Annotated in this window: 13 protein-coding genes; all 13 read left to right on the forward strand. The window is 61.4% G+C overall.

The features are described 5' to 3' along the window. Positions 1-56: 56 nt before the first annotated feature. The 13 genes from J3P84_RS17245 (at position 57) to nuoF (ending at position 13,847) form a co-directional block, all read left to right on the forward strand. Positions 57-503, forward strand: a complete 447-nt coding sequence (locus J3P84_RS17245) for an NUDIX hydrolase (protein WP_434624694.1) — start codon at positions 57-59, stop codon at positions 501-503. Positions 504-562: 59 nt separating this feature from the next. Further along, a complete protein-coding gene (gene mnmA, locus J3P84_RS17250) occupies positions 563-1,687 on the forward strand; it encodes a tRNA 2-thiouridine(34) synthase MnmA (protein ID WP_434624696.1) in 1,125 nt (374 codons plus the stop codon). Continuing rightward, a complete protein-coding gene (gene hflD / locus J3P84_RS17255) occupies positions 1,684-2,307 on the forward strand; it encodes a high frequency lysogenization protein HflD (protein ID WP_434624698.1) in 624 nt (207 codons plus the stop codon). The genes mnmA and hflD overlap by 4 nt, the downstream gene beginning before the upstream one ends. A 190-nt stretch (positions 2,308-2,497) precedes the next feature. Continuing rightward, entirely contained in the window at positions 2,498-3,868 is a 1,371-nt protein-coding gene (gene purB, locus J3P84_RS17260) for an adenylosuccinate lyase (RefSeq protein ID WP_434569019.1), read from the forward strand. A gap of 84 nt (positions 3,869-3,952) precedes the next feature. Then, complete coding sequence (locus tag J3P84_RS17265; RefSeq protein WP_434624700.1) at positions 3,953-5,119, forward strand: JmjC domain-containing protein; 1,167 nt, start codon at positions 3,953-3,955, stop codon at positions 5,117-5,119. Next, positions 5,112-5,537 (forward strand): GNAT family N-acetyltransferase, encoded by a 426-nt coding sequence (locus tag J3P84_RS17270; RefSeq protein WP_434603710.1) that lies wholly within the window; start codon positions 5,112-5,114, stop codon positions 5,535-5,537. Before J3P84_RS17265 ends, J3P84_RS17270 begins: the two co-directional genes overlap by 8 nt. A 246-nt stretch (positions 5,538-5,783) precedes the next feature. Further along, positions 5,784-6,545, forward strand: coding sequence for a secretin N-terminal domain-containing protein (locus J3P84_RS17275; protein ID WP_434569022.1), 762 nt, complete (start codon positions 5,784-5,786; stop codon positions 6,543-6,545). A 505-nt stretch (positions 6,546-7,050) separates the two neighbouring features. Then, positions 7,051-8,376 carry an isocitrate lyase gene (gene aceA, locus J3P84_RS17280; protein WP_434624703.1) on the forward strand — a complete coding sequence of 442 codons (1,326 nt, stop codon included), beginning with the start codon at positions 7,051-7,053 and terminating at the stop codon, positions 8,374-8,376. Between the two features lie 663 nt (positions 8,377-9,039). Then, on the forward strand, positions 9,040-9,453 hold the full coding sequence (locus J3P84_RS17285) for an NADH-quinone oxidoreductase subunit A (protein ID WP_030141323.1): 414 nt from the start codon (positions 9,040-9,042) through the stop codon (positions 9,451-9,453). Positions 9,454-9,463: 10 nt separating this feature from the next. Continuing rightward, positions 9,464-10,138, forward strand: coding sequence for a NuoB/complex I 20 kDa subunit family protein (locus tag J3P84_RS17290; RefSeq protein WP_186609323.1), 675 nt, complete (start codon positions 9,464-9,466; stop codon positions 10,136-10,138). 72 nt (positions 10,139-10,210) lie between these two features. Next, a complete protein-coding gene (gene nuoC, locus J3P84_RS17295) occupies positions 10,211-11,992 on the forward strand; it encodes an NADH-quinone oxidoreductase subunit C/D (RefSeq protein WP_434603708.1) in 1,782 nt (593 codons plus the stop codon). Between the two features lie 2 nt (positions 11,993-11,994). After that, the gene (gene nuoE, locus J3P84_RS17300; RefSeq protein WP_003180060.1) at positions 11,995-12,492 is read left to right on the forward strand and encodes an NADH-quinone oxidoreductase subunit NuoE; all 498 of its coding nucleotides are present in this window, start codon (positions 11,995-11,997) and stop codon (positions 12,490-12,492) included. Continuing rightward, entirely contained in the window at positions 12,489-13,847 is a 1,359-nt protein-coding gene (gene nuoF, locus J3P84_RS17305) for an NADH-quinone oxidoreductase subunit NuoF (RefSeq protein ID WP_434624706.1), read from the forward strand. Before nuoE ends, nuoF begins: the two co-directional genes overlap by 4 nt. Positions 13,848-13,942: the final 95 nt, after the last annotated feature.

Genomic DNA, 13,942 nt, shown 5'->3' on the forward strand with positions numbered 1-13,942 from the left:
GACCGCAGCAATGGATATGTACTCAGCCTACAAAATCCGAGAAATAGAGGAGTCTCATGAACTGGCAACCCCACATCACCGTCGCCACCATCGTCGAAGACCACGGCCGCTTCCTGATGGTCGAAGAATCCAAGGGCGGACGAGCAGTGCTCAACCAGCCCGCCGGCCACCTGGACCCGAACGAAACACTGATCCAAGCCGCCATACGTGAAACCCTCGAAGAAACCGGCTGGGACGTCGAACCCACCAGCGTCACCGGCCTCTACCTCTACACCGCCCCGAGCAACGGTGTGACCTACCAACGGGTCTGCTTCGCCGCCAAAGCCCTGAAACACCACCCGGATTATCAACTGGACGACGGCATCCTCGGCGCCAAGTGGCTGACCCGCGACGAATTGCTGACACAGCGCGACCGCTGGCGCAGCGAGCTGGTCATCCGCTGCATCGACGATTACCTGGCCGGCCATCGCCACAGCCTGGAGCTTATCCGCCCTTCTCTTTAGCCTTGCACGCCCGGGCCTGATAGAATCGCGTCCTTTTTCAAGACACTCATTGAATTCCTATGCGTGATCCAGCCTCTTCGAGCACCCCCAAGCAACGCGTCATAGTCGGCATGTCCGGCGGCGTGGACTCTTCCGTTTCCGCCCTTCTGCTGATCGAGCAGGGTTATGAGGTGGAAGGCCTGTTCATGAAGAACTGGGAAGAAGACGACGGAACCGAATACTGCACCGCCATGGACGACCTGGCGGACGCCCAGGCCGTCTGCGACCGGATCGGCATCAAGCTGCACACCGCCAACTTCGCCGCGGAATACTGGGACAACGTGTTCGAGCACTTCCTCGCCGAATACAAGGCCGGTCGCACGCCGAACCCGGACATCCTCTGCAACCGCGAAATCAAGTTCAAGGCGTTCCTCGACTACGCCATGATGCTCGGCGCCGACCTGATCGCCACCGGTCACTACGTGCGCCGCCGCGACATCGACGGTCGTACCGAGCTGCTCAAGGGCCTGGACCCGAACAAGGACCAGAGTTATTTCCTGCACGCCGTCGGCGGTGAACAGATCGCCAAGACCCTGTTCCCGGTGGGCGAGCTGGAAAAACCCGAAGTGCGCGCGATTGCCGAGAAACATGACCTGGCCACCGCCAAGAAGAAGGATTCCACCGGGATCTGCTTCATCGGCGAACGGCGCTTCAGCGATTTCCTCAAGCAATACCTGCCGGCCCAGCCGGGCGAGATCAAGACCACCGAAGGCGAAGTCATCGGCCGCCACCATGGTCTGATGTACCACACCATCGGCCAGCGCCAGGGCCTGGGCATCGGCGGCTTGAAAGACGCCGGTGAAGAGCCGTGGTACGTGCTGGTCAAGGACCTGGAGCACAACGAGCTGATCGTTGGCCAGGGCAATGACCATCCATGGCTGTTTTCCCGTGCCCTGCTCGCCTCCGACATCTATTGGGTCAACCCGATCGACCTCAGCGAACCGCGCCGCCTGACGGCCAAGGTTCGCTACCGCCAGAGCGACCAGACCTGCACCCTGGAAAAAACCGCCAGCGGCTATCGCGCCACGTTCGATGATCCGCAGCGCGCGGTCACGCCCGGCCAGTCCGTGGTGTTCTACGACGGTGAAGTCTGCCTCGGCGGCGGCGTGATAGAAGTCGCCGAGCCATGGAGCAGCCAGGCATGACGCCGATCCAGGAGCAACTGACGGCACTCGGCGGGGTGTTTCTCGCCGCGGTGCTGGTGGACCGGATCGCCAAGACCGGCCAGGCCACCGAAGCCGGCCTGGGCTGCATGCTCGGCAGCCTGCTGGTGCGCGACCCCAAGGACACCCTGGAAGTCTATGGTGGCGATGACCTGAACCTGCGCGAAGGCTACCGTGCGCTGATCGGCGCCCTGGAGCGCGACCCCAGCGCCCTGCAACGCGAGCCGCTGCGCTACGCCCTGTCGATGCTGGGCCTGGAGCGCCAGCTGGCCAAGCGCGACGACCTGCTGGAGACCATCGGCAAACGCTTGCCACAGATCCAGTCCCAGGTCGAACACTTCGGCCCGTCCCACGAGAACGTGATCGCCGCTTGCGGCGCGCTGTACCAGGACACCTTGAGTACCCTGCGCCAGCGTATCCAGGTGCATGGCGACATGCGTAACCTGCAGCAGCCTAGTAACGCTTCAAAGATCCGCGCCCTGTTGCTGGCCGGGATTCGCTCGGCGCGGCTGTGGCGACAACTGGGTGGGCATCGCTGGCAGCTGGTGATCAGCCGGCGCAAATTGCTGAAAGAGCTTTACCCGTTGATGCGCAGCGAATAAGTCGCCTCGACTTGCTTGTGGACATTGACGGGCTGCTTTGCAGCCCAGCGGGAGCAAGCGCCCGCGCCACAGGTAATGAACAGTTTTATCTCGATACGCGTAACACGCCGGTCAGTTGGCAACGGACCGGCGCTGGATTTCATGTATGATACGCGCCCCATTTCGTTGCCCGACTGTCCGAGAACACCCCATGCAGCTCTCTTCGCTCACTGCGGTTTCCCCTGTAGACGGCCGCTACGCCGGCAAAACCCAGGCCCTGCGCCCTATTTTCAGCGAGTACGGCCTGATCCGTGCCCGCGTTCTGGTTGAAGTGCGCTGGCTCCAGCGCCTGGCCGCTCACCCTGGCATTGGCGAAGTACCGGCCTTTTCCGCCGAAGCCAACGCGGTACTGAACGCCCTGGCCGACGATTTCGCGCTGGAGCACGCCGAGCGCGTCAAAGAGATCGAGCGCACCACCAACCACGACGTCAAGGCCATCGAATACCTGCTCAAGGAGCAGGCGGCCAAGCTGCCGGAACTGGCCAACGTCAGCGAGTTCATTCACTTTGCCTGCACCAGCGAGGACATCAACAACCTGTCCCACGCCCTGATGCTGCGCGAAGGCCGTGACGAGGTGATGCTGCCCCTGATGCGCCAGACCGCTCAGGCCATCCGCGAACTGGCGATCCGCTTCGCCGACGTGCCGATGCTGTCGCGCACCCACGGTCAACCGGCTTCGCCGACCACCCTGGGCAAGGAACTGGCGAACGTGGTGTATCGCCTGGAGCGCCAGATCGCCCAGGTAGCCGCCGTGCCACTGCTGGGCAAGATCAACGGCGCCGTGGGCAACTACAACGCCCACCTGTCGGCCTACCCGGACATCGACTGGGAAGCCAACGCCCGCGCCTTCATCGAAGACGAGCTGGGCCTGAGCTTCAACCCGTACACCACCCAGATCGAGCCGCATGACTACATCGCCGAGCTGTTCGACGCGATCGCGCGCTTCAACACCATCCTGATCGACTTCGACCGTGACATTTGGGGCTACATCTCCCTGGGTTACTTCAAGCAGCGCACCATCGCCGGCGAAATCGGTTCCTCGACCATGCCGCACAAGGTCAATCCGATCGACTTCGAAAACTCCGAAGGCAACCTGGGCATCGCCAACGCGCTGTTCCAGCACCTGGCGAGCAAACTGCCGATTTCCCGCTGGCAGCGCGACCTGACCGACTCCACCGTGCTGCGCAACCTGGGCGTAGGTTTTGCCCACAGCGTCATCGCCTACGAGGCCAGCCTCAAGGGCATCAGCAAGCTGGAACTGAACGAGCAGAAAATCGCCGCCGACCTGGATGCCTGCTGGGAAGTCCTGGCCGAGCCGATCCAGACCGTGATGCGTCGCTACAACATCGAAAACCCCTATGAAAAGCTGAAAGAACTGACCCGTGGCAAGGGCATCAGCCCGGACGCGTTGCAGACTTTCATCGAGGGCCTGGACATGCCTGCCGAGGCCAAGGCAGAGCTGAAGAAACTGACCCCGGCCAGCTACATCGGCAACGCGGCGGCACAAGCCAAGCGCATCTGACACATCGCTTCACCTTTGAGACGCCCGGCCGCGCCGGGCGTTTTTATTCGCGTCTGAAAAGTATATTTTTTCAATAGGTTACACATGAATTCTGACATTCCACTGCAACTCCTGGGCGGTATCACGGCACGGGAGTTCCTGCGCGACTACTGGCAGAAGAAACCCCTGCTGATCCGCCAGGCCATTCCTGACTTCGAAAGCCCGATCGACGCCGACGAACTGGCCGGCCTTGCGCTTGAGGAAGAGATCGAGTCACGCCTGGTGATCGAACACGGCGAGCGCCCCTGGGAATTGCGTCGCGGCCCGTTCGCCGAAGACGAATTCAGCAAACTGCCGGAGCGCGAGTGGACCCTGCTGGTGCAGGCGGTCGACCAGTTCGTACCGGAAGTCAGCGAGCTGCTGGAGCATTTCCGCTTTTTGCCGAGCTGGCGCATCGACGATGTGATGATCAGCTTCGCTGCCCCAGGTGGCGGCGTCGGCCCGCATTTCGACAACTACGATGTGTTCCTGCTGCAGGGCCACGGCAAGCGCAACTGGAAAATCGGCCAGATGTGCAACTCCGAAAGCCCGCTGCTGCCCCATGCGGACCTGCGCATCCTCGCCGATTTCGAGGCGACCGAGGAATGGGTCCTTGAACCTGGCGACATGCTCTACCTGCCACCGCGCCTGGCCCACTGCGGCGTCGCCGTGGATGACTGCATGACCTATTCGGTGGGTTTCCGCGCGCCGAGCGCCGCCGAGGTGCTGACCCATTTCACCGACTTCCTCAGCCAGTTCCTGCCGGACGAAGAGCGCTACACCGACGCCGATGCGCGGCCTGTCGCCGACCCGCATCAGATCCAGCATGACGCCCTGGACCGACTCAAGGGCCTGCTGGCCGAGCACATGAGCGACGAGCGCCTGCTGCTGACCTGGTTCGGCCAGTTCATGACCGAGCCGCGCTATCCGGAACTGGTCGTCGGCCCGGAGCTGGAAGAAGACGATTTGCTGGCCAGCCTGGAACAGGGCGCGGTGATCATTCGCAACCCGAGCGCTCGCCTGGCCTGGTCGGAAGTCGATGACGACCTGCTGCTGTTCGCCAGCGGCCAGAGCCGTTATTTGCCGGGCAAATTGCGCGACCTGTTGAAGATGATCTGTGCCGCCGACGCGCTGCACATCGAGAACCTCGGCCCATGGCTGGCCGACGAGGACGGTCGCGGCCTCATTCATGAATTGGTCAAGCAAGGTAGCCTGGGGTTCGCCGATGAATAAAATTCACGTTCGTGTCGCAGACTGGCAAAAGGATAACGCCGAGATCCGGCGCATTCGTGAAGCGGTATTCATTGCCGAGCAATCCGTGCCGCCGGAGTTGGAGTGGGATTCGGATGACCAGGACGCCGTGCATTTTCTGGCCTTCGAAGGCGACTTCCCCATCGGCACCGCGCGCCTGCTGACCGATGGCCATATCGGCCGCGTCTCGGTCCTGAAGGATTGGCGCGGCCTGAAAGTCGGCGATGCGCTGATGCACGCAGCAATCGCCGAAGCCGAGAAGCGCGGGCTCAAGCAGCAGATGCTCAGCGCCCAGGTGCACGCCACGCCGTTTTACGAGCGACTGGGGTTTGCGGTGGTCAGCGAGGAGTTCCTCGAAGCCGGGATTCCTCACGTGGACATGGTGCGTCATTCGACCTAATACCCCTGTGGCGAGGGAGCTTGCTCCCGCTGGGCTGCGCAGCGGCCCCCGCTTTTTGGGGTCGCTTCGCGACCCAGCGGGAGCAAGCTCCCTCGCCACAAAGGCAGCCTGCAACAACATCCTGCAACGCCCAAAACGCCCCGCCATCTACCGATGCCGGGGCGTTTTGCCGTCTACCATTCAACTTGCCCCACCCGGGGCCGACAAACTGGCAATATCCAGCTTTTGTCTCGCGGAGAAATGGACATGTCCCTACGTACCCTGCTGACCACCCTGCTGCTCGGTTGCAGCCTGTCAGTCATGGCGGCTACCGAAATCGTGCCGCTGAACTACCGCACCAGCGCGGACTTGCTGCCGGTGGCGCAGAACTTCATCGGCAAGGATGGCCAGGTCAGCGCTTACGGCAACCAACTGATCGTCAACGCCGAACCTGGCAAGATCGAAGAACTTCGACAATTCCTGGCGCAGCTCGACGTGGCTCCCAAGCGCTTGCTGATCACGGTCGACACCAATGAAAACAACCTGCAAGGCGATCAGGGTTACTCGATCAACGGAGCCGCCCCCAGCCAGACCCGCATCATCAACCGCAGCACCGCCAGCCGTGACGGCGGCGTGCAGCAGATCCAGGCCAGCGAGGGCCAGCCGGCGCTGATCCAGGTGGGCCAGAGCGTGCCCTTCACCAGCAACCAGACCGATGGCTATGGGCGCATGCAAAGCCAGACCGAATACCGCAACGTCACCCAAGGTTTTTACGTAACGGCCAGCGTCACGGGCGAGACCGTTCATCTGAGCATCAGCACCAACCGTGACCGCATGAGCCAGGAACGTCCCGATGTAGTGAACGTGCAAAGCACCGACACAACCGTCAGCGGGCGCCTGGGCGAGTGGATCACCCTGGCCGGGGTGAATCGGCAGAATCAGGCCGATAAACAAGGCCTGACCCGCAGCTACTCGACCCAAGGCAGGGATGACATGATTTTGCGGGTCAAGGTCGATACGCTGAACTGAAGCACCAGAAACTGACTGATAAGTCGTATTAGACCAAAGATGTAGTGCCTGAAAAAAAGCACTACAAAACGTTTGACGAGCCAAAAAACCGAAGGCATGATGGCCTCGCTCCCGCTAATCAGGGGCCCTGGCAAGGGCCTTCGGGTCGAAGCTTGCAACTACCCTGCGAGCCGATTCGTGTCTGTACCGCCCACAAGGTGTGTTTGACGAGGTTGCGACTGGAACGAAGTTGTCCCGAGGGACGGAAGCGTAACTAGGTAACCCGGCATCACTCTGAGTTCGTATGAAGGCCCACGACGCCCGAATGCGCCCGCAGCTCGCCCCTACCTGCTCACTTTCCCCTCGAGCCCATCGTTCATCCCGTCGCCTCCCCGCCTCAACCGACTTGTACGCCAGCCTCCTGGTCAGCGAGCAGCCCTTCACACCAATGACTGGTGCGATTGACGAGCTGGAACCTTCCAGCCCGGAACGACCATCCATACAAGACGCGACGAGGTTTATTTCCATGGCACTGACACGCGAACAGCAAATTGCAGCCCTTGAAAAAGACTGGGCTGAAAACCCGCGCTGGAAAGGCGTGAAGCGCAATTATTCGGCTGCTGACGTCGTCCGTCTGCGTGGCTCGGTGCAACCTGAGCACACCTTCGCGAAAATGGGCGCCGAGAAGCTGTGGAACCTGGTCACCCAGGGCGCCAAGCCAGCCTTCCGTCCCGAGAAAGACTTCGTCAACTGCATGGGCGCCCTGACTGGCGGCCAGGCTGTGCAGCAGGTCAAGGCCGGTATCCAGGCCATCTACCTGTCGGGCTGGCAAGTGGCCGCGGACAACAACTCCGCCGAGTCCATGTACCCCGACCAGTCGCTGTACCCGGTGGACTCGGTTCCAACCGTGGTCAAGCGCATCAACAACTCGTTCCGTCGTGCCGACCAGATCCAGTGGAAAGCCGGCAAGAACCCGGGCGACGAAGGCTACATCGACTACTTCGCGCCAATCGTGGCTGACGCCGAAGCCGGTTTCGGCGGCGTACTGAACGCCTACGAACTGATGAAGAGCATGATCGAGGCAGGCGCCGCCGGCGTGCACTTCGAAGATCAGCTGGCCTCGGTTAAAAAATGCGGCCACATGGGCGGCAAGGTACTGGTTCCCACCCAGGAAGCCGTACAGAAGCTGACCGCCGCGCGCCTGGCCGCCGACGTTGCCGGCGTACCGACCATCCTTCTGGCCCGTACCGACGCCAACGCCGCTGACCTGCTGACTTCCGACTGCGATCCGTACGACCAGCCGTTCGTCACCGGCACCCGTACCCAGGAAGGCTTCTACAAGGTGCGCGCCGGTCTCGACCAGGCCATCGCCCGTGGCCTGGCCTACGCCCCGTACGCCGACCTGATCTGGTGCGAAACCGCCAAGCCGGACCTGGACGAAGCTCGTCGCTTCGCCGAAGCGATCAAGAAGGAATACCCGGACCAACTGCTGTCGTACAACTGCTCGCCTTCCTTCAACTGGAAGAAGAACCTGGACGACGCGACCATCGCCAAGTTCCAGCGCGAGCTGTCCGCCATGGGCTACAAGCACCAGTTCATCACCCTGGCCGGCATCCACAACATGTGGCACAGCATGTTCAACCTGGCGCACGACTACGCTCGCAACGACATGACCGCCTACGTGAAGCTGCAAGAGCAGGAGTTCGCTGACGCCGCCAAAGGCTACACCTTCGTGGCCCACCAGCAGGAAGTCGGCACCGGCTACTTCGACGACATGACCACGGTGATCCAGGGCGGTACCTCGTCGGTGACCGCACTGACCGGCTCGACCGAAGAAGAACAGTTCCACTGATTGCACGCGTAAACGGCCCTTGCGGACCGAATAAAAGCTAACCGCAAAGCCGACGATTTGAAGCCCCGACTGGTTCGGGGCTTTTTTTTGCCTATGCTTTAGCAGCAACGTCGTCACATGAAAGGATTTTGTGGCGAGGGAGCTTGCTCCCGCTGGCTGCGCAGCAGCCTTTTTGTGAGCGCTTCGCACTCAAGCGGGAGCAAGCTCCCTCGCCACAAGGATCCAGACAGCCCTCAAGGAAGCACTACCGCAGAAAAAACAAAAAGATTGATCGAACGCAGTAACGGGCAGTCTGAAAAAGAGTAAAACGGCCGGCGCTGACAACTGCGATCACCGCTATATAAGACATGTTCTCAGTTGTTGCATCGAGCCCATACGGCGATCGCAGGCCAAACAATAATAATTATCATTTGAAGGGCGTTTTCATTGTTACATCCAAAACGAAATTCCATTGTGGATTCGACAGCCAATCCCCACGGGGCCGGGCTCGCGAGGTCGTGGAGGCGCGCTATGTCCTTATTCCAATAAATAATTTCGCTATAGGAATTTTACTTGCCCGGTGTTTAGCCATAAAATCACCGCGATTGATTGCTGCGACATATCGTCACTGCGTTATTTCTTTTCAAGCTCAGAGACCTTTGCTCTCTGTTAAGGATTTCCAGCATGCCCGAAGCGACAGGACTCATGGCCCACAACTGGGGCTTTGCCATTTTCCTTCTGGGTGTTGTCGGCCTGTGTGCCTTCATGCTCGGCGTGTCGAGCCTGCTCGGGTCAAAAGCCTGGGGCCGCAGCAAGAATGAACCGTTCGAATCCGGCATGCTGCCTACCGGTGGCGCCCGCTTGCGGCTCTCAGCCAAATTCTATCTGGTCGCGATGCTCTTCGTGATCTTCGATATCGAAGCCCTTTTTCTCTTTGCATGGTCTGTGTCCGTCCGCGAAAGCGGCTGGACCGGATTCGTCGAAGCTCTCGTTTTCATAGCAATTCTGTTGGCAGGTCTTGTCTACCTTTACCGGGTGGGGGCTCTTGATTGGGCTCCGGAAGCTCGGCGCAAGCGGCAGGCGAAGCTGAAACAATGAGGCTTTGGCAATGCAATACAATCTCACCAGGATCGACCCCGATGCTCCTAACGAGCAGTATCCGATCGGCAAGCGGGAAACCGTTTCCGATCCGTTAGAGGATCAAGTTCACAAGAACATCTTCATGGGCAAGCTCGAAGACGTGCTGAACAGCACGGTCAACTGGGGTCGCAAGAACTCCCTGTGGCCGTACAACTTCGGCCTTTCGTGCTGCTACGTGGAAATGACCACCGCCTTCACGGCGCCCCACGACATCGCGCGCTTTGGCGCCGAGGTGATCCGGGCATCGCCGCGCCAGGCGGATTTCATGGTTATCGCCGGTACGCCGTTCCTGAAAATGGCTCCCATCATCCAGCGCCTGTACGAACAGATGCTGGAACCCAAGTGGGTCATTTCCATGGGCGCGTGTGCCAACTCCGGCGGCATGTACGACATTTATTCCGTGGTCCAGGGAGTCGACAAGTTCCTGCCGGTGGATGTCTACGTGCCCGGCTGCCCGCCCCGCCCCGAAGCGTTCCTGCAAGGCCTGATGCTGCTGCAGGAATCCATCGGCCAGGAGCGTCGCCCACTGTCCTGGGTCGTCGGTGATCAAGGCGTCTATCGCGCCGACATGCCGTCGCAAAAGGAACAGCGCCGCGAACAGCGAATCGCAGTCACCAACCTGCGCAGCCCCGACGAAGTCTGATCCAGCTCTGTTCTGTAGAAGAAACGAGAACCTGGCTTCATTCTTTACGTTGACCGAAAGCGATAAATAACCATGACTACAGGCAGTGCTCTGTACATCCCGCCTTACAAGGCAGACGACCAGGATGTGGTCGTCGAACTGAACAACCGCTTTGGCGCCGAGGCGTTCACCGCCCAGGCCACCCGCACCGGCATGCCGGTGCTTTGGGTTGCCCGCGCCAGGCTCATCGAAGTCCTGACTTTCCTGCGCAACCTGCCCAAGCCGTACGTCATGCTCTATGACCTGCACGGCGTGGACGAGCGCCTGCGCACCAAGCGCCAGGGTCTGCCGGGCGCCGACTTCACCGTGTTCTACCACCTGCTGTCGATCGAGCGTAATAGTGACGTAATGATCAAGGTCGCCTTGTCCGAGAGCGACCTCAGCGTGCCGACCGTGACCGGCATCTGGCCGAACGCCAACTGGTACGAGCGTGAAGTCTGGGACATGTTCGGCATCGACTTCCCCGGCCACCCGCACCTGACCCGCATCATGATGCCGCCGACCTGGGAAGGTCACCCGTTGCGCAAGGACTTCCCGGCCCGCGCCACCGAGTTCGACCCGTACAGCCTGACCCTGGCCAAGCAGCAGCTCGAGGAAGAATCCGCGCGTTTCAAGCCGGAAGACTGGGGCATGAAGCGTTCCGGCGCCAACGAGGACTACATGTTCCTCAACCTGGGCCCGAACCACCCTTCGGCCCACGGTGCGTTCCGTATCATCCTGCAACTGGACGGTGAAGAGATCGTCGATTGCGTCCCGGACATCGGCTACCACCACCGTGGCGCCGAGAAGATGGGTGAGCGTCAGTCCTGGCACAGCTATATTCCATACACCGACCGCATCGATTACCTCGGCGGCGTGATGAACAACCTGCCGTACGTCCTGTCGGTGGAAAAACTGGCGGGCATCACGGTGCCGGACCGGGTCAACGTGATCCGCATCATGATGGCCGAGTTCTTCCGGATCACCAGCCACCTGTTGTTCCTGGGTACCTATATCCAGGACGTGGGCGCCATGACGCCGGTGTTCTTCACTTTCACCGACCGCCAGAAAGCCTACACCGTGATCGAAGCCATCACCGGTTTCCGCCTGCACCCGGCCTGGTACCGCATCGGTGGCGTTGCCCACGACCTGCCGCGCGGCTGGGAAAAGCTGGTCAAGGATTTCGTCGAGTGGATGCCCAAGCGCCTGGACGAATACACCAAGGCAGCGTTGCAGAACAGCATCCTCAAGGGTCGTACCGTCGGCGTCGCCGCGTACAACACCAAGGAAGCGCTGGAATGGGGCGTCACCGGCCCGAACCTGCGCGCCACCGGCCTCGATTTCGACCTGCGCAAGGCGCGCCCGTACTCCGGCTACGAGAACTTCGAGTTCGAAGTCCCGCTGGCGTCCAGCGGCGATGCCTATGACCGCTGCCTGGTTCGCGTCGAGGAAATGCGCCAGAGCGTCAAGATCATCGAGCAATGCATGCGCAACATGCCGGAAGGCCCGTACAAGGCGGACCACCCGCTGACCACGCCGCCGCCAAAAGAGCGCACGCTGCAACACATCGAGACCCTGATCACGCACTTCCTGCAGGTTTCGTGGGGCCCGGTCATGCCGGCCAACGAATCCTTCCAGATGATCGAAGCGACCAAGGGCATCAACAGTTATTACCTGACGAGCGATGGCGGCACCATGAGCTACCGCACCCGGATTCGCACCCCAAGCTACCCGCACCTGCAGCAGATCCCTTCGGTGATCAAAGGCAGCATGGTCGCGGACTTGATCGCGTACCTGGGTAGTATCGATTTCGTTATGGCCGACGTGGACCGCTAAGCATGAACAGCACGCTTATCCAGACAGACCGTTTCGCCCTGAGCGAAACCGAGCGCTCGGCCATCGAGCACGAGCTGCATCACTACGAAGACCCGCGCGCGGCGTCGATCGAAGCCCTGAAGATTGTCCAGAAGGAACGTGGCTGGGTGCCCGATGGCGCGCTCTACGCCATCGGCGAAATCCTCGGCATTCCGGCCAGCGACGTCGAAGGTGTCGCCACGTTTTACAGCCAGATTTTCCGTCAGCCGGTCGGCCGCCACATCATTCGCGTCTGCGACAGCATGGTCTGCTACATCGGCGGCCACGAGTCGGTGGTCAGCGAAATCCAGGGCAAGCTGGGCATTGGCCTGGGCCAGACCACCGCCGACGGCCGCTTCACGCTGCTGCCGGTGTGCTGCCTGGGCAACTGCGACAAGGCACCGGCGCTGATGATCGACGACGACACCTTCGGTGACGTCAAGCCGGATGGCGTCGCCAAACTGCTGGAGGGCTACGTATGACCCTGACTTCCTTCGGGCCCGCCAACCGCATCCAGCGTTCGGCCGAAACCCATCCCCTGACCTGGCGCCTGCGTGACGATGGCGAGGCGGTGTGGCTGGACGAATACCAGGCGAAGAACGGCTATGCCGCCGCGCGCAAGGCGTTCGCCGACATGGCCGCCGACGACATCGTCCAGACCGTGAAAGACGCCGGCCTCAAGGGCCGTGGCGGCGCGGGCTTCCCCACGGGCGTGAAGTGGGGCCTGATGCCCAAGGACGAGTCCATCAACATCCGCTACCTGCTGTGCAACGCGGACGAGATGGAGCCCAACACCTGGAAAGACCGCATGCTGATGGAGCAACTGCCCCATCTGCTGATCGAAGGCATGCTGATCAGTGCCCGCGCGCTGAAAACCTACCGTGGCTACATCTTCCTGCGCGGCGAATACACCACCGCCGCCAGGCACCTGAACCGTGCCGTCGAAGAAGCCAAGGCCGCAGGCCTGCTGGGCAAGAACATCCTGGGCTCGGGTTTTGATTTCGAGCTGTTCGTCCACACCGGCGCCGGGCGCTACATCTGCGGTGAAGAAACCGCCCTGATCAACTCCCTCGAAGGCCGCCGCGCCAACCCGCGCTCCAAGCCGCCCTTCCCCGCCGCTGTTGGCGTGTGGGGCAAGCCGACCTGCGTGAACAACGTCGAGACCTTGTGCAACGTGCCGGCGATCATCGCCGACGGCGTGGACTGGTACAAATCCCTGGCCCGTGACGGCAGCGAAGACATGGGCACCAAGCTCATGGGCTTCTCCGGCAAGGTCAAGAACCCTGGCCTGTGGGAACTGCCGTTCGGCGTCACCGCGCGCGAGCTGTTCGAGGACTACGCCGGCGGCATGCGCGACGGCTACAAGCTCAAGTGCTGGCAGCCCGGCGGCGCCGGTACCGGTTTCCTGTTGCCGGAACACCTTGACGCACAAATGTACGCCGGCGGCATCGCCAAGGTCGGCACCCGGATGGGTACCGGCCTGGCGATGGCGGTGGACGACAGCGTCAACATGGTCTCCCTGCTGCGCAACATGGAGCAGTTTTTCGCCCGCGAGTCCTGCGGTTTCTGCACCCCTTGCCGCGACGGCCTGCCATGGAGCGTCAAGCTGCTGATGGCCCTCGAGAACGGCCAGGGCCAGGCCGGCGACATCGAGACCCTGCTGGGGCTGGTCGGTTTCCTCGGCCCAGGCAAGACCTTCTGTGCTCACGCACCGGGTGCCGTGGAGCCGTTGGGCAGCGCAATCAAATACTTCCGCCCTGAGTTCGAGGCCGGCATCGCGCCAACCCGCGCGGGCGATCTCAATCAGGTGGTCACGCCGACCATGGTCGGCGCGTAACGACGCTTAACAAGGCGAAGGGTCCGTGCCCTTCGCCTTTCGTTCGATGACGCCTTTTCACCGAGGCTGTTTGGATTCGGACGAACAACAAGATT

The sequence above is a fragment of the Pseudomonas sp. Z1-29 genome (genome assembly GCF_051131995.1).
GTDB lineage: Bacteria > Pseudomonadota > Gammaproteobacteria > Pseudomonadales > Pseudomonadaceae > Aquipseudomonas.